Raw genomic sequence first — 16,732 nt, forward strand, 5'->3', positions numbered from 1 at the left:
AACTCCCTTGGCGGCTATCAATGAGGCTTCCTGAGTATCTCGATCATCTGTTCGCGCAGGATGGGATCCCAATCGTCACGCAGCTGGCGGACGCGGGCGATGAGCGCTTCATTTTCGCCGTAAGCAATGTCGGGATCGTATAGCTCAGCGATGGCAGGCATGAATTTGCGGTCCATTTCCTCGAACGCATCGGCCGCAGCCTGCGCCTGTCCCGCATTCATGCCGAGCGCTTCGAACGCCGACCGGCCCATGCGGATGCTGCTGTCGTAGGTTTCCCGGATGATGTCGCGGCACCCGTAATACCACAGGTCGTAGACATGGCTGCGGTCGATCGCGCGGGCGATCACATGGACCTGCGGATGGTTCGCCACCACATATTTCACCAGCCGGTCGATCTGTTCGCGCTCGTCCAGTGCCACCACCAGCAGCTTCGCCTTGTCGATACCCGCCGATTGCAGCAGGTCGGGCCGGGTCGCATCGCCGAAATAGGTGCGCAGGCCGAACTTGCGCAGGATATCCAGCTGCTTGCTGTCGTAATCGATCACGGTGGTCGAATGCCCGGCGGCCTGGATCATCCGGTCGACGATTCCGCCGACCCGGCCCCTGCCCGCAATGATGACGGGGTTTTCTTCCTCGATGACGTCTGCCGCGCGCCCTTCTCCATCGCACAGGGCATGGGCGATGACCTTGTCATAAAGGATGAATAGGAGCGGCGTGGCGAGCATGGTCAGGGCGACGATCAGCAGCAGCGTATCGGCCATCGCTTCGGGGAAGACCGCATTGGCCGCCGCGAAAGCGATCAGGACGAAGGCGAACTCCCCTGCCTGGGGAAGGCTGAGGCAGAACAGCCACAGGGCCTGCCGCCGCAAGCCGTAGAACCAACCGACCACGAACAGCACTGCGAACTTGGCTGCGATGATGACCCCGGCCCCCAGCAGCACGGTCTGCCAGACCTGCTCCGCAAGCGCGAAATCGATGCTGGCCCCGACGGTGATGAAGAAGAGCCCGAGGAGCAGGCCCTTGAAGGGGTTGATATCGCTTTCAAGCTCGTGGCGATATTCGCTGGTCGCCAGCACGACGCCTGCGATGAAAGCGCCCAGCGCAGGCGACAGGCCCACTAGCGACATCAGCAGCGCGATCCCGATCACGACGACCAGCGCGGCGGCGGTGAACAGTTCGCGCAGCTGCGCGGCGGCGATGTAGCGGAACAGCGGACGGATGGCGTAGATACCGATGCCCACCACCGCGGCGACGGCAGCGATCCGCGTGACGGCGGCCAGCCACATCGGCATGGGACCGGTCAGGTCCAGCCCGCCATGCGCCGCCTCACCATGGCCGGACGTGGCTGGATAGAGTTCGGGCATCGCCAGCAGCGGAAGCAGGGCGAGGATGGGGATTACCGCCACATCTTGCACCAGCAGGACGGAGAAGGTGGCTTCGCCGCCCTCGCTGCCCATCAGCTTTTTCTCGGTCAGCGTCTGCACGATAATGGCCGTCGACGACAGCGCCAGCACCATGCCGATGGCCAGCGCCGTCTGCCACGGCTGCGCATCGATCAGCGCAAGGCCGGTGATCGCCAGCGTAGTCAGCAGCACCTGGCCCCCGCCTAGCCCCAGCAGCTTTCCCCGCATGGCCCACAGGCGCTTGGGTTCGGTTTCCAGCCCGATGATGAATAGCATCATCACCACGCCGAATTCGGCGAAGACCTGCAGAGCCTCGACATCGACGCGCAGTGCCACGAGCAGCGGGCTGATCGCCATGCCCGCCAACAGGTAGCCCAGCACCGAGCCGAGGCCGAAGCGGCTTGCCAGCGGCACGGCGATGACGCCTGCCACCAGAATGATGAAGGCGAGGATCAGGAAACCAGTCATCCTAAGTCACCTGCCCCCGCTCCTTTTTCATACATTCTGGCCTAGACGTGCAGCGCGCGCCCGTAGCTTGCCAGCACGCTTTCATGCATCGATTCCGAAATGGTCGGATGCGGGAAGACGGTCTGCATCAGCTCGGCCTCGGTCGTTTCCAGCGTCTTGCCGACAACGAAGCCCTGAATCATCTCGGTGACTTCGGCGCCGACCATGTGCGCGCCCAGCAATTCGCCGGTCTTGGCGTCGAACACGGTCTTCACGAAGCCTTCCGCCTCGCCCAGCGCGATGGCCTTGCCATTGCCGATGAAGGGGAATGTGCCCGCCTTCACCTCGTAACCCGCTTCCTTCGCCTTGGCTTCGGTCAGGCCGACGCTGGCGATCTGCGGGTGGCAATAGGTGCAGCCCGGGATATTGTTGCGGTCGAGCGGGTGCGGATGCAGATCCTTCTTGCCCAGTTCCTGCGCGATGGCTTCGGCGCAGGTGACGCCTTCATGGCTCGCCTTATGCGCCAGCCATGGGCCGGGGGTGCAGTCACCGATGGCCCACAGACCCTTCGACTTGGTGCGGCCGTAATCGTCGATCTGGATGAAGCCGCGATCCATTTCGACCAGCTTTTCCAGGCCCACATTCTCGGTGTTGGGCACGATGCCGATGGCGGTGATGCAGTGGGTGAACTCGGTTTCGGAAACCTTGCCCTTGCTGTCCTTGATCTTGGCCTTCACTCCGCTGCCCGTGACCTTGAGATCTTCGACGCCTGCGCCGGTCATGATGGTCATGCCCTGCTTGGTCAGGCTCTTCTCGAGGAAGGCGGAAACGTCCTTGTCTTCCACCGGCACGATCCGGTCGAGCATTTCCACCACGGTAACATCGACGCCCATGTCATTGTAGAAGCTGGCAAATTCGATGCCGATGGCGCCCGATCCAATGACCAGCAGCTTCTTCGGCATTTCCTTGGGCGTCATGGCATGGCGATAGGTCCACACCCGCTCGCCATCGGCCTTGGCGAAGGGCAGGTCGCGGGCGCGCGCACCAGTGGCGACGATCACATGCTTGGCAGTGAGCTTTTCTTCGCCCTTCTCGCCCTTCACCGTCAGGCTGGTGGGTCCGGTCAACGTGCCGGTGCCCATGTGCACGGTGATCTTGTTCTTCTTCATCAGATGCGTGACGCCCTGATTCAGCTGCTTGGCCACGCCGCGGCTGCGCTTCACCACCGCTTCCAGATCGGCTTCGATCTCACCGGCGATCTTGAGGCCATAGTCCTTGGCGTGCTGCGCATAATGCAGGATTTCAGCACTCCGCAGCAGCGCCTTGGTCGGGATACAGCCCCAGTTGAGGCAGATGCCGCCCAGCAGTTCGCGTTCGACGATGGCGGTCTTCAGGCCCAGCTGCGCGCAGCGGATCGCCGCGACATAGCCGCCGGGGCCCGAACCGAGAACGATGACGTCGTAATTTTCAGACATGATTCGCCAGATTTCCTTGTTCAGATTTTACGCTGAAACACAGCTCAAGTTGACACAGTTGACAGTGTCCTGATGATAAAACTCTCCGTCCCCAAAGCGCCGGAATTGCGCGCTTTTCGAGACGGGATGAAACGGATGACATTTTTGCAGGCTAGCATTAGCGGGGCCTTGTAGGACAGCGCTCATGCATCATTCTCGGGCACGGGGTTTGCCGCCTCTGCCGCCATGCGGACGGGGCGCGGCTTGTCCTCATCGTCGAGCAGGACGAATTTGAACGTGCCTTGCGCCACCTTGGTCTCTGCCGTGCCATTGCGGGTGCGGGCAATCGCTTCTGCCTCGACGGTAAGCGAGGTGTTGCCCGTGGCCGTGATCTCGCAATAGACCGACAGTTCGTCACCCACCTGCATCGCGCCGGGGAAAGCGAAATCACTGGCGGAGACGACTACGGCCTTGCCCTCGCCCTCGCGGCTTGCAAGCGATCCGGCGCCGAGCGCCATCTGGCTCATCAGCCACCCGCCGAACACCCCGCCATAGGGGTTGAGATCGGTCGGCATCGCCGTGACGCGGATGAGGGGTGAGCGGGTTTCCATCGGTCAGCCTGCAATCGCTTCGAGGAAGCGTTTTTCGACCCAGCCCGAGCGGCAGGGCCCGGTGTAATTCTCTTCGGTCGCCGCCGGGCTGGCGGTGCCGCAGTCGGCCGCAGTCTGATCTTCGCCAGGATAGACGATCCCGCTCATCCCGTTCTCGCTGGTGCAGATCTGCACGCCATGGCCGGCCGCAAGAATATCGCGCGACTTGGTCGATGTGCTGGGCGCGTCATGGACATAGGGCTTGTCGTCGCCTTCGGCATCATACTCGGCGACTTCGGCAAAGGTGCTGCAGGCGTCGAAATCGGGTCCGTCGCCGCCGATACGGATCGGCTTGGGGATCGGACCGTCATACGCCGCGGCCGGCGCAGCAGTTTCGGCGGGCGCGGCAATAGGGTCAGTGTCAGCCGAGGCATTGTCCTCTTGAGGCTGCGAACAGGCCGTGAGCACGCACAGAGCAATCGTCGGGAGGGCATATTTCACTGCATAAACTCCGAAAACGGCGAGCGGAATATGGCGTCTCGATGATCGGCAAGAGACGGAAGGCGGTTCGGCTCGCAAGGCCGCATCAACCCTCCTTGCGCAGGACCAAGGTTATCCCGTCGAACCAGTTTACCGTAACCCTACCATCCGGATCCTGCGCGAACGCTGGTGAGCCGGAGACAGCGGGGCCGAAGGTTTCTCCGTCAGCGCAGCGCAGCGAGAAACCGCCTTGCGCCTCGGGATTGCGGGTCGGGTCGGCGCAAGTGGCGTCAAAGCTGTAACCCTTCAGCGGTCCGGAAATCGCATCGCCCTGCCACCTGACGCTAGACGGGGTGACCGAAAGCGAAAGGCTGCGGGCTGCTTCCAGCTCGGCATCGCCGAGGGCAGTGACGCCGTTCGGCCGCGTGAGGCGTGTCTCGACCACCTTCCAGGTTCCGTCGGCAAGCGGGCCTTCGGGTATGGTGGGCTGCTCGGTATCGGCGGGAGGGCCGCGCTCACCCGCAGCAGTCTCCGTCACTTCGCCGGCGTTGGCGGTTTCGGTTTCTGCGGGCGCTTCGGCAGGCTCGGAACAGGCTGCCAGCGCCAAGACGGAAAGGCTGAGCGCAAGTGCGGTTTTCATCATCACCACATTCCCTTCGGTGTTTCAAACGATATGACGTGGGTGCGAAGGCGGAAATCAAGCATCGAGGCCGTCCTTCGGGTACGCCTGGAAAGTGCCGTAAGCGACTTTATTCCCGTCCGTGAGCTGACTGTTCAGAAGATCGAGTTCGTCTTTCGGTGTATCCGTATCGGCAAGATCGATGAACATGACGTCCTCGACATCGAGAAGCTGGTAACGGTCTTCTATCAGTGCTTCCGACGCTTCCTCTCGGAATTCGGCCTCCGATTCACAATCGACAACCACGTTGACGAATGCGCCATACATACCGGAAGCGTGGAGCTCCGAACCCGGCTCGGCTCTCACCTCATAGCAGCCAATCCAAGCCATTGACTTAAACCAGCAGCCCCATCGGATTCTCGCATAGCTGCTTGAACGCTTCCATCAGCTGCGCACCATCCGCGCCGTCGATGGCGCGGTGGTCGAAGCTGCCGGTGGCGCTCATCACGGTGGCGACGCCCAGCGCGCCGTCGATCACCCAGGGGCGCTGTTCGCCTGCGCCGACTGCCAGGATCATCGCCTGCGGCGGGTTGATCACGGCGTCGAACTGCTTGGTGCCGAACATGCCGAGGTTGGAGAGCGAGGCGGTTCCGCCCTGGAATTCATGCGGCTGCAGCTTGCCGTCCTTGGCCTTGCCGGCCAGCTCCTTCATCTCGGTGCTGATCTGGGCGAGGCCCTTCTTGCCCGCATCGCGGATGATCGGCGTGATCAGGCCCGAAGGCGCGGCCACGGCAACCGACACATCCTCGCGGGTGTACTGGAACAGCTCGTCGCCCTGGAAGCTGACATTGCAGGCAGGCACGCGCTGCAGCGCGCGGGCCAGCGCCTTGATCAGCAGATCGTTGACCGACAGCTTCACGCCGTCTGCCTCGAGGCTCTTGTTGAGTTTGCCGCGCAGCTTGAGCAGCGCATCAAGGCGCACGTCCACGGTGAGGTAAATGTGCGGGATGGTTTGCTTCGCCTCGGTAAGGCGCTTGGCGATGACCTTGCGGACATTGTTGAGCTTGGTCGCTTCGTAAGGCGCATCAAGATCGCCGCCCTGCGAGGCAGGCTTCTGCGCGCTGGGAGCGGGCGCGGCGCTTTCCTTGGCGGGTGCTGCCGCGCCGGCCTTGGCGTTTTCGACATCGGCCTTCACGATCCGGCCGTTGGGGCCAGAGCCGGTGATGCCCGAAAGGTCGACACCCTTATGCTCGGCAATGCGGCGCGCGAGCGGCGATGCCTTGATGCGCTTGCCATCGTCATCCTTGGATGCCGCAGGAGCGGAACCGGTGGACGCCGGAGCAGGCGCCGATTTTTCGGTCCGCTTTTCTTCCTGCTCGACCTTTTCCTCGCGCTGCTGCTTTTCGGTTTCGACCTTGCTGTCGCCGGAATCGGAAGAGGTCTTGTCGCTACCGCCTGAGGGCGCGGCCTTGGCGGCTTCCTCGACATCTTCGCCTTCTTCGGCGAGCATGGCGATGACCGTGCCGACCTTTACGCCTTCCGTGCCTTCTTCGACCTGGATCGAGGCGAGCGTGCCTTCGTCAACGGCTTCGAATTCCATCGTCGCCTTGTCGGTTTCGATTTCCGCCATGATATCGCCGGCGGAAATGGTGTCACCCGGCTTCACCAGCCATTTGGCGAGGGTTCCCTCCTCCATGGTGGGCGACAGGGCGGGCATCTTGATCGGCGTGGGCATTGGTGACGTTACGTCCTCGCTGGGTAATGTGTTGCGGTGGTCTCTGGCCAATTTGCGCCTCCCCCGCAAGGTCCTTGCGTAGAATACGAATTAGCTTGTAACCGGCATCCACAACAGGGAGCCGGACCCATGCGTATTTATCTCGTCGTCATGGACGAAACCGAAGAAGCCAAGCAGGCGCTGCGGTTTGCATCATTGCGGGCCATGAAGACCGGCGGATCGGTGCATATCCTTGCACTCGTACCGCAGCAGACTTTCAATGCCTTTGGCGGGGTGCAGGCCACGATCGAGCAGGAGGCGCGCGAACGCGCAGAGGTCATGGCGAACAACGCCGCTGGCAATATTTTCGGGGAAATGGGCAAGCGGCCCGTGATCGCAGTGAGGCCCGGGGCGCCTGCCGATGTGATCTCGAAATATCTCGAGGATAATGGCGAAGTTGCCGCACTGGTGCTGGGCACTGCCGCAGAAAGCGGCAACGATCCGCTGGTGGCGCATTTCGCCGCCCGCGCGGCCAACCTGCCCTGCCCGCTCTATCTGGTGCCGGGCAATCTTTCGAAGGAAAGGCTGGACGAGCTGGCGTAAGCGCTCAGGTCAAAGTGCCGCGTGTTGGGTAACCTTTGTCCATCGTGAATTCGAGACCTTCGAGCAGATCGTCGAGATTGGGCCGCGTGAACGGCGCGCTCTGCACCACGGCGAAATGCAGCGTACCGTCGGGTTTGACCACGAACAGTCCGGGTTCGCTAAACATGTCGGGCTCTTCGCTGCCCTCGCGCTTCTGCGAGATATAGAGACCCCATTCGCGCGCCTTTTCCTCGCTCATGGAATGGGCGAGCGGCAGATCGCCCGTGTCCCATTCCTCGTGGCTGACGGCGGCACGTTCGGCGCTGTCCATCGACACGGCGAACACGTTGATGCCCTTGTCGGTGAAATTGCTCAGCTTGCTGCCGAGTTCGGTCAGATATTTCTTGCAGATCGGGCAGTGCTTGCCGCGATAGAACACCAGCATGGTGAAGTTTTCGGGCGATTGCTCCGACAGTTCGAAACGCGCATCGATCGTCAGCGGCAGGTCGAGTGAGGGAACGGGCTTTCCGGGAATGAGGGTCATGGTATCTCCTTTGTGAGACCAATGACCGGCAGACCGTGCCCGTTCCGTCTACTTCTTCTTGCGGCCCTGGTGCCGGATGTTCTTCGGTCGGCCGCGCTGGCCCTGGCCGTGTTTCTGGCGCGGGGCGCCCTGCCCTTTTCGCAGCGGCTTTTTCTTGTGCTGCATGCGGTCGCCGCGCTTTTCGACCGGCGACCCGTCGCTATCGGGGATTTCGAACTTCAGCGCACCCGTCAGGGCGTTGGCTTCAGCCAGCTTCAGCTTCAGGCGGTCGCCCACGGCATAGGTCGTGCCGCTGTTCTCGCCGACGAGCTCGCGCGCCCCTTCGTCATAGCGGAAATATTCGCGGCCCAGCGTGGAGACAGGCACCAGTCCGTCACCGCCCAAGTTTTCGATGGTGGCGAAAAAGCCGAAGCCCTGCACGCCGGTGATGCGCGTATCGAACGTCTCGCCCACCCGGCCCGACAGCCACGCGGCGACATAGCGGTCGATCGTATCCCGTTCGGCCTCCATGGCGCGGCGTTCGGTCTGGCTGATCGCATCGGTGATCTGGTTCAGCGCGGTCTTGTCGCGATCGGACAGGCCCGAGGCCTCGGGGATATCGCCCTTGGGCTTGGGTTGCTCCAGCTTGTAGGCATCGACCAGCGCGCGGTGCACCAGAAGGTCGGCATAACGGCGGATCGGCGAAGTGAAATGGGCATAACTGCCGAGCGCCAAGCCGAAGTGTCCCGAGTTGGAAGGGCCATAATAGGCCTGCGTCTGACTGCGCAGCACCGCTTCCATTATCAGTGCCTTTTCAGCAGGATCGACGATATCCTTCAGCATCCGGTTGAAGAGACCGGGGGTGATGACCTGACCCATGGCGAAGCTCTTGCCCTGGCTGGCGAGATATTCCTTGAACGCCATCAGCTTTTCGCGGCTCGGTGTCTCGTGGACACGATAGACGACCGGCGCGGCTTTTTCTTCCAGTGCCTTGGCCGCGGCGACATTGGCAGCGATCATGAAGTCTTCCACGACGCGGTGCGCATCGAGGCGTTCGCGCACGGCGATTTCCTCGATCTTGCCCTCGTCATTGAGGCGGACTTGCCGTTCGGGCAGTTCGAGATCGAGCGGATCGCGCGCCTGCCGTGCCTTGAACAGCAGCTTCCACGCATCCCACAGGTTCTTCAGATTGTCGTCGGCGCTGCCATCGTCCATCGCCTTCTGCGCATCGTCATAGGCGATATTGGCCGCGAGCCGCACGATGGCGCGGGTGAAGCGCCACTTGGTGATCTTGCCTTCGGGCGAAATGCGCAGATGGCAGGCCATGGCTGCGCGGTCTTCGTTTTCGACCAGCGAGCACACGTTTGCCGAGAGAATTTCGGGCAGCATCGGCACGACGCGGTCCGGGAAATAGACCGAGTTGCCGCGCTTGCGCGCTTCCTTGTCGAGCTTGCCGCCGGGGCGGACATAGAAGGACACATCGGCAATCGCGACGATCGCCTTGTAGCCGCCCTCCCCATCGGGTTCGGCCCAGATCGCGTCATCGTGGTCCCGCGCATCGGCAGGATCGATCGCGACGATCGGCACATCGCGCAGATCCTCGCGCTTGTCCTCGCTCAGCGGGAGCTCAGCGACGCGCTGCGCTTCTTCCAGCGTTTCGTCCGGAAAAATATAGGGAATGCCATGCTTGGCGATGGCAATGAGGCTGAAGCTCTTGGGCGCCAGCGGATCGCCGATCACCTCGACCACCTTCACTGCGGAACGCGCCGACTTGCCGGCCTTTTCCGCCAGCACCAATTCGCCTTCCTCTGCGCCGCCGAGATCGGAAATGGGCGAGGAGTTGCGCACCCGCTTGTCCACCGGCGCAAGCCAGGGCTTGCCGCTGCCGTCGAACTCGACGACACCCATCAGGCCTTCGGTGCGCGCGGGCAGCTTCTTCATCGGATGGGCTACCCAGCCCTTGCCAGCTTCCTCGGTGCGGGCAAGGAAACGGTCGCCGCGCTTGAGCGCCGCAACCTTCTTGCTTTCCTTGACCACGAGCCGCGGCGGCTTGCCAGGCGCATCATCGTCCCAGCTTTCAGGAACCGCAATCGGATCGCCGTCTTCGATCTCCACGATCTTGAGCACGGTTACCTTCGGCAAGCCGCCCATCTTGTGGAAGGCGGTCTTCTTGCCGTCGATCAAGCCTTCTTCGGCCATGTCCTTAAGACGCTTTTTCAGCGCGATCTTTTCCTGACCCTTGATGCCGAAAGCCTTGGCGATTTCACGCTTGCCGGCAGGCTTGTCGGAGGTCTGGATGAATTCGAGTATGTCTGTCTTGGACGGAAGCCCCTGCTTCCTCCCGGTTCTGTTCTGTTTTGTCATGCGCGCCATATGGGGACGCAGCTACTCGCTGTCATCCTTTTGCGCAGCGAGCGGCTCGAATTGCCCCGCGGGGACAGCACTGGAGACTGGACTCATCACGCCGTCGGCTCCGGTCGCGCTGACGCCGAAGATCCAGTCATCGCCGCGAACGCCTTCAAGACGCGCATTGGTGGCCACGACATTCTCGATTACCGGCTCTGCGCGCCAATAGGGTTCATCCGTGCGGCGCTGCCAGACGGTGTAGCTCACCGCACCGGGCACCTTTTCCCAGCTGACATCGGTGAAAGTCTGCACAGCTGCCTTGGCTGCGGATGCTGGCGGAGCGGGAGAACGTGCGAGCTTGTCCAGCGCGCGAATGTTGAACTGCGTCACCTTGGCGAGATAGGCAAAATCCATCTCGTCGATAGTGTCACCATAGATCACCCCGTCTTCAGTGCGCAGATCCTGGTGCTGATGGTCGTAATCTTCCACCGCCACGGCGATGCGGATCGCGGGGAAGCCCTTTTCCATGAAGGGTATCTGGTCCCCGCCTCGGCCCATCCGGTCGACCCGCCAGATCTGGCGCACGTCGAGCCCGTCCGCGGTTTCATCTGCCAGATTGTCCAGCCAGCGCGAAAGGTTGCGGCTAGGGCTGTCGTTTTCCCCGCCCTCGCGGCGCTGGCCGGCGCGGACCGCATCGGTCAGATCGGCGCGCGGCCCTTCGGAGAAGACGCGAACATGTTCGGCGTCGCAGAACCCGTCGCTGCTACAGCTGTTACCCACGATGTCGTTGTTGAGCACGGCCTTGACGTCCCAGCCCTGCTCTTCCGCATAATCGGCCAGCAGGCGCCCGCCGTAGAGACCCTGCTCTTCGCCCGACAAAAGTGCGTAGACGATAGTGACGGGATAGCTGTTGCCGCTGAGGTTGCGCGCGGCTTCGAGGACCAGAACCGTGCCCGAGCCATCATCATTGGCCCCGGGAGCATCGCTCTCCCAGTCCATCACGTCACTGGCACGGCTGTCGATATGGCCCTGTACGATGACGACTTCATTGGGCCGTTCGGTGCCGCGCTGGATCGCAACGGCATTGCGCAGGCGCGTGGGCCGCGGCAGGCGTCCGCCCGCAGGCTCGATCCGTTCGGGTGCGACGACTTCGAGGCAGTTGCCGCAACCTGCTGAAATCCTGCCAAATTCGGCGAGACCCCAATCGACAGCAGCGCCGATGCCGCGCTTTGGGTTATCCTGTTCCGAAAGCGTATGCCGGGTGCCGAACCCGACCAGCGTATCGATATCGGCGCGCAGCCGTTCCTGCGAAACTTGCGCGGCAGGATCGGCCGGTGCGGATTCCTGCGCTGCGAGCGGGGCGGAGACGAGGGCGACCAGCGGGAGAAGTGTTCTCATGGCCCGCAGTCTTGCCGCGAAACGCAGGCAATACAAGAGCCTGTTTGCATCGGGCGGAGGAACCTCCTGTGGCGAAGCGCCAGATTGCGGAGGCCCCGAACCGGCTTCCTCTAGTAAGCCTTAGCCAGCAAGATCCGCTCGACCGCCGGTTCGCCGGTAAAGATGCAGGCCCCATCGACCGGCACATTGTTCATGGGCACGTTGCGGATGGTGAGCTTGTGTTCCTTCAACCGCTCGACAACCTTTTCCAGCGCCGCGCCGGTGGGCTTCGACCACTGGATCTCGACCCATCCGGGATAGCGCGAGGCACCGAAATGCTTCTCCACCTCGGCAAAGTCGGTCACGCCGCGCGTGATGTTGGCGTCGCGGTGTTCTTGCGCTTCGGTAAGCAGCGCATTCTGCATGTCGGCCAGAATATCGGGGATGGTCTGGCCGGCCACTTCACGCGTCGGGGTCTGGAACGCGGTCTTGCCGGTTTCCTGATCCCACAACCGGTCACGGCGCAGCAGCGATACGGCGCCGTTTTCCATGTCACGCCCGCCGACTTCCACGATGACCGGCGCACCCTTGCGGACATAATCCCAGCGCTTCTGCGCTGCCTTGCCCGGGCGGATGTCGAGCAGGACGCGCAGCGGTTCGCCGAGCACATGCTGGCTGGCGAGCGTGGCGCGCAGGGCCTCACAATATTCGATCAGCGCCTGATCTTCGGGCTTATCGCGCAGCATCGGGAGGATCACCACCTGCTGCGGAGCGATCTTGGGCGGCAGGCGCAGGCCATCGTCATCGCCATGCGTCATGATCACGCCGCCGACCATGCGCGTGGAGACACCCCAGCTGGTAGTATGAGCCAGGCTCTCCCCGCCCTCGCGGTTCTGGTATTTGATGCCGGAAGCCTGGGCAAAATTGGTGCCGAGATAATGGCTGGTTCCCGCCTGAAGCGCCTTGCCGTCCTGCATCATCGCCTCGATCGACCAGGTTTCCACAGCGCCGGGGAAACGCTCGTTCTCCGGCTTTTCTCCCGGAACCACGGCCAGGGCGAGATCCTCATCGGCAAAGGCGCGATAGACTTCGAGCATGCGGAGCGTATGCTCCTTCGCCTCGACCTCATCCGCATGGGCGGTATGGCCTTCTTGCCACAGGAATTCGCTGGTGCGCAGGAACATGCGGGTGCGCATTTCCCAGCGCACGACATTGGCCCACTGGTTGAGCTTGAGCGGTAAATCGCGCCAGCTCTGCACCCAGCGCGCCATGGCATCGCCAATGATGGTTTCCGAGGTCGGGCGAACGACCAGCGGCTCTTCCAGCTTCGCTTCGGGATCGGGTACCAGCCCGCCATCCTTGCCCGCGATCAGGCGATGATGCGTAACCACCGCCATTTCCTTGGCGAAGCCTTCGACATGCTCGGCCTCGCGCTCGAAGTTGGAGAGCGGGATGAACAGCGGGAAATAGGCGTTTTCATGCCCCGTCGCCTTGATCCGGTCATCCAGCAGGCGCTGCATGCGTTCCCAGATGCCGAAACCCCAGGGCCGGATGACCATGCAGCCACGGACACCCGATTCCTCTGCCATTTCGGCGGCAGAGATGACTTCCTGATACCATGCGGCGAAATCGTCTTCGCGGCGGGAATTGAGGGCGTGGCGGATCTTGGACATCGAATTTAGGACCTTTTGCTCGGAGCCGCTGGCAGGCCCGAGATACGCTCGCACTCGGCCTTTCGCTACCCCGTCCTTACTGCTGGTGACGCCCATAAAGAAAAGGGCGGCGCTTCGACAAGCGCAGCGCTCGATCGAAAGAAGATTTTCCGGGGATCAGCCCTGTTTGCCCAGTTCGTCGAGCTTCTTCTGCATGGCAGCCATCTGCTCGCGCATCTGGGCAAGATCGTCGCCATCGGTCTTTTGCGGCGCCTCTTCGGTCTTGCGGGCGCTGGGAATGAAGGCTTCGGCTGCATTCTGCATCATCTTGATGTTCGCCTCGGCCATCTTGGCAAATGGATTGGATTCCATACCCTTGGCGAAAGCCGACTGGAGCTCTTCCCGGTTCTTGCGGAAATGGGCCATGCTGGCTTCGAGATAGCTCGGCATCATCGACTGCATCGAATTGCCATACATGGAGATGAGATCGCGCAGAAAGCTGACGGGCAGCATGTGCTGCGTTCCGTGGCTTTCTTCCTCGACAATGATCTGGGTGAGGATCGTATGGGTGATATCGTCACCGGTCTTGGCGTCGAGGACCTGGAAATCGACGTTTTCGCGCACCATCAGTGCCAGATCGTCGAGCGTGATGTAGCTTGACGTATCGGTGTTATAGAGACGCCGGTTGGCGTACTTCTTGATGATGATCGGTTCGCCCTCGGCGGTCCGCTTGGCCATGATCTGCTCTCTCCCCAGGCTGACAGGTCTTGTGCAGCGCAAAGAGCTTAGCACTTGCACAATGTGCAACGCAACACGCGTCTTAACGGGCGAACCTGTTGCCCAGGACGGTCAGCAATTCATATTGCGAAAGAGAGGTTTGCAGCTGCGCCTCGGGAAGATGGTAGGGCAGCTCGATCCAGTCACCCTCGCCTACAGCGGGCGCATCGGAAAGATCGACCACGATCATGTCCATCGAAACCTTGCCGAGGATCGGGATGGATGTTTCACCGCTGCGGAATGCGCTTCCTCCCCAGCTTCGCAAAATGCCATCCGCATAGCCGAGCGAGACGACGCCCACTCGCATGTCGGCCGTTGCTGTATAGGTGGCGTTGTACCCTACGGTATCGCCGCTCGACAGACGTCGGATCTGCATGATCGCCGCCTTAGGATAGGCTACCTGCCGGATGTGTGGGGCGAGTTCCGGCCGTGGTACGCCGCCATAAAGAGCAAGCCCGGGTCGTGACAGATCGAAGTGATAGTCCGCGCCCAATGCGATGCCCGCGCTGTTCACAAGGCTGGCCTCCTTGTGCTTCACGCGCTGGACGGCATCGCGAAATATTGCGAGCTGCCGCGCATTCATCAGACTATCCTCGTCCGCACAGGCCAGATGGCTGAGCAGGACCTGGACCTCGAGTGCCTCGATCAAGGGATCGGAGATTTCGTGCGGCGAAATGCCCAGCCGGTTGATCCCGCTGTCCACCATCAGATGGCAGGGCCCGCCGCCTCCGTCGATCCACAGCTTTGCCTGCCGCAGGGAAACGATAACCGGACGTGCGCCCGTCTCGCGTGCGAAAGCGACATCGGCTTCGTCAAGCGGACCATGCAGAACGGCGATCTGACTTGCTGGTACATGCTCCAGCACCGGAGCGACTTCGGTCCAGTGCGCCACGAAGAAATCGCGGCAACCTGCGTCACGCAAGGTGGGCACGCAATGGTCCACGCCTAAGCCATAGCAATCGGCCTTTACCGCGGCCCCCGCCCTTGCGTTGCCGGAAAGACGATCGAGTGCACGCCAGTTATGGGCCAAAGCGGCGCGATCGATATCGAGGCGAAGAGTTGGAGAGGCAGTTTTCATCATGGTATGACAGGCGAGACCGGCGGCGCATCAGCCGCTTCCTCGAAATCGCGCGGCGGGCCATCAGGTAGCCCCCACCAGGCAACGATAAGTCCGAAGCCGACGACAGCCATCGTGTACCACAGTCCCGCGTAGACATCTCCGGTTCGCGCCACGATGATGCCTGCGATCAGCGGCAGAAAACCGCCAAGGTAACCGGCACCGATGTGGTAGGGAATGGACATTGAGCTGTACCTTATTCTTGCGGGGAACATCTCACACAGCAAGGCTGCAACCGATCCATAGGTAAGCGCGGACAGCATGCCACATACCAGCAATAGCGCACCGATGCCGAGAAGGTTCATCAGCGGCGGCGCCTGTCTTGCAAAGTCGAACCCTCTCGCACTCAGGGCATCCTGCAGCCCGTCTCGCCGTGCCGCGGCGTCTCCCGCCCAATTGGCGCCGAGGGCAATCTCCTCGCCACCAACCGTAAGCCTGAGCGTTTCAGCGTCTTCAACATCATACGCCACACCGCTCGCAGTCAGCGTTTCCAAGAGTTTACCGCACCCACTCTGATCGCGATCGAAGAGTTCGGCGAAGGGATCGGTGGTGCAGTTCTGCCCGCTCACAACCACCGGATTATCCCTCGCCGCCTGTGCCAGACCCGGATTGGCGAGACCTCCCATCCCCCAGAAGATCGGAAAGAGTAGCGCGAGAGCAGCGATTGCGCCGATAATGATCGGCTTCTTGCGCCCCACCCTGTCCGACCATTTGCCGATAACGACGTAGAAGCTCATCGAGATCAGGCCGGCGATCAGCAGGATCCATTCAACAGTGGTCTCGTCTACGCGCATGTCGCGTCGCAGGAAGCTCAGCGATGAAAAGAACGCGGTGTACCAGATGGTGGTGAGCACCCCTGTAATGCCGAACAGGGCGACGAAAATCCGCTTTGGGTTACCGGGATAAGTCAGGCTTTCCTTGAAGGGGTTTGCACTGGTTTCGCCCGCTTCTTTCATGGCCTGGAACACTGGGCTTTCAGACAGCTTGAGCCGCATCCAGAGCGATATGGCAAGCAGCGCGATCGATAAGAGGAACGGCACGCGCCAGCCCCATTCCGCAAAGTCTTCAGCCGGTATGATCGCCCGGCATGCGAGCACTACGATGATCGACAGGACAAATCCGCCGACCACGCTCGCCTGGATAAAGCTGGTATAGAAACCTCGCTTTTCCGGGGGCGCATGCTCGGCGACGTAAATCGCCGCGCCGCCATACTCGCCGCCTAGGGCGAGACCCTGAAGGATGCGTAACCCGATCACGATGATGGGGGCGGCGATACCGATGCTCGCCGCGCCAGGGATCATCCCGACGCCTGCGGTCGCAATTCCCATCAGAGTTACGGTAACGAGAAAGGTGTATTTGCGGCCCAATCGATCGCCGAGAAAGCCGAACAGGATGGCGCCCAGCGGTCGGAAGCCGAAGCCTACCGCGAAGCCAGCCCAGACCAACAGGATCTGCAGAGTTTCGTTTCCACTGGGGAAGAAGGCCGCACCGATCAGCCCGGCAAGAGTGCCGTAGATGAAGAAATCGTACCATTCGAAAATAGTACCCGCACTGCTAGCTGCGATGACGAGGCGAATTTCCTTGTCGGTCGGCTCCCTCTGGGCGGCAACTGCGCCTGTCATTCTTCACCCTCTCCCTGAGACTTGAAAGG

General features: G+C 61.8%; 15 protein-coding genes. 1 reads left to right on the top strand and 14 read right to left on the bottom strand.

The genetic code is table 11. The annotated features are described in order from the left end of the window. Positions 1-17: 17 nt before the first annotated feature. From ACYQ0G_RS02735 to ACYQ0G_RS02765, 7 genes are all read right to left on the bottom strand, one after another. Complete coding sequence (locus ACYQ0G_RS02735; protein ID WP_460099020.1) at positions 18-1,871, bottom strand: cation:proton antiporter domain-containing protein; 1,854 nt, start codon at positions 1,869-1,871, stop codon at positions 18-20. Positions 1,872-1,912: 41 nt separating this feature from the next. Then, on the bottom strand, positions 1,913-3,325 hold the full coding sequence (gene lpdA / locus ACYQ0G_RS02740; protein ID WP_460099022.1) for a dihydrolipoyl dehydrogenase: 1,413 nt from the start codon (positions 3,323-3,325) through the stop codon (positions 1,913-1,915). Positions 3,326-3,507: 182 nt separating this feature from the next. Beyond that, on the bottom strand, positions 3,508-3,915 hold the full coding sequence (locus tag ACYQ0G_RS02745; protein WP_460099025.1) for an acyl-CoA thioesterase: 408 nt from the start codon (positions 3,913-3,915) through the stop codon (positions 3,508-3,510). A 3-nt stretch (positions 3,916-3,918) separates the two neighbouring features. Continuing rightward, positions 3,919-4,395 carry a hypothetical protein gene (locus ACYQ0G_RS02750; RefSeq protein WP_460099027.1) on the bottom strand — a complete coding sequence of 159 codons (477 nt, stop codon included), beginning with the start codon at positions 4,393-4,395 and terminating at the stop codon, positions 3,919-3,921. Positions 4,396-4,480: 85 nt separating this feature from the next. After that, positions 4,481-5,017, bottom strand: coding sequence for a hypothetical protein (locus ACYQ0G_RS02755; protein ID WP_460099030.1), 537 nt, complete (start codon positions 5,015-5,017; stop codon positions 4,481-4,483). Between the two features lie 54 nt (positions 5,018-5,071). Beyond that, positions 5,072-5,359 (bottom strand): hypothetical protein, encoded by a 288-nt coding sequence (locus ACYQ0G_RS02760; RefSeq protein WP_460099032.1) that lies wholly within the window; start codon positions 5,357-5,359, stop codon positions 5,072-5,074. Positions 5,360-5,387: 28 nt separating this feature from the next. Beyond that, positions 5,388-6,728, bottom strand: a complete 1,341-nt coding sequence (locus ACYQ0G_RS02765) for a pyruvate dehydrogenase complex dihydrolipoamide acetyltransferase (RefSeq protein WP_460100595.1) — start codon at positions 6,726-6,728, stop codon at positions 5,388-5,390. Positions 6,729-6,857: 129 nt separating this feature from the next. Between ACYQ0G_RS02765 and ACYQ0G_RS02770 the strand changes: the two genes are divergently transcribed. Further along, positions 6,858-7,310, top strand: coding sequence for a universal stress protein (locus ACYQ0G_RS02770; protein WP_460099035.1), 453 nt, complete (start codon positions 6,858-6,860; stop codon positions 7,308-7,310). A 4-nt stretch (positions 7,311-7,314) separates the two neighbouring features. Here ACYQ0G_RS02770 and ACYQ0G_RS02775 read toward each other — a convergent pair whose 3' ends face one another. The 7 genes from ACYQ0G_RS02775 to ACYQ0G_RS02805 form a co-directional block, all read right to left on the bottom strand. Next, entirely contained in the window at positions 7,315-7,833 is a 519-nt protein-coding gene (locus ACYQ0G_RS02775; RefSeq protein WP_460099038.1) for a peroxiredoxin-like family protein, read from the bottom strand. Between the two features lie 48 nt (positions 7,834-7,881). Beyond that, a complete protein-coding gene (rnr, locus tag ACYQ0G_RS02780) occupies positions 7,882-10,185 on the bottom strand; it encodes a ribonuclease R (RefSeq protein ID WP_460099040.1) in 2,304 nt (767 codons plus the stop codon). A 12-nt stretch (positions 10,186-10,197) separates the two neighbouring features. Then, on the bottom strand, positions 10,198-11,556 hold the full coding sequence (locus ACYQ0G_RS02785) for a M28 family peptidase (protein WP_460099042.1): 1,359 nt from the start codon (positions 11,554-11,556) through the stop codon (positions 10,198-10,200). Between the two features lie 110 nt (positions 11,557-11,666). Further along, complete coding sequence (gene proS / locus ACYQ0G_RS02790) at positions 11,667-13,208, bottom strand: proline--tRNA ligase (RefSeq protein ID WP_460099044.1); 1,542 nt, start codon at positions 13,206-13,208, stop codon at positions 11,667-11,669. Between the two features lie 156 nt (positions 13,209-13,364). Beyond that, positions 13,365-13,925, bottom strand: a complete 561-nt coding sequence (gene phaR / locus ACYQ0G_RS02795) for a polyhydroxyalkanoate synthesis repressor PhaR (protein ID WP_460099046.1) — start codon at positions 13,923-13,925, stop codon at positions 13,365-13,367. 82 nt (positions 13,926-14,007) lie between these two features. Next, positions 14,008-15,042: an alanine racemase gene (gene alr, locus ACYQ0G_RS02800; protein ID WP_460100596.1), complete on the bottom strand. Its 1,035-nt coding sequence runs from the start codon at positions 15,040-15,042 to the stop codon at positions 14,008-14,010. Beyond that, complete coding sequence (locus ACYQ0G_RS02805; protein WP_460099049.1) at positions 15,042-16,703, bottom strand: MFS transporter; 1,662 nt, start codon at positions 16,701-16,703, stop codon at positions 15,042-15,044. The genes alr and ACYQ0G_RS02805 overlap by 1 nt, the downstream gene beginning before the upstream one ends. Positions 16,704-16,732 lie beyond the last annotated feature (29 nt).

The organism is Qipengyuania triglochinis, from assembly GCF_054655615.1.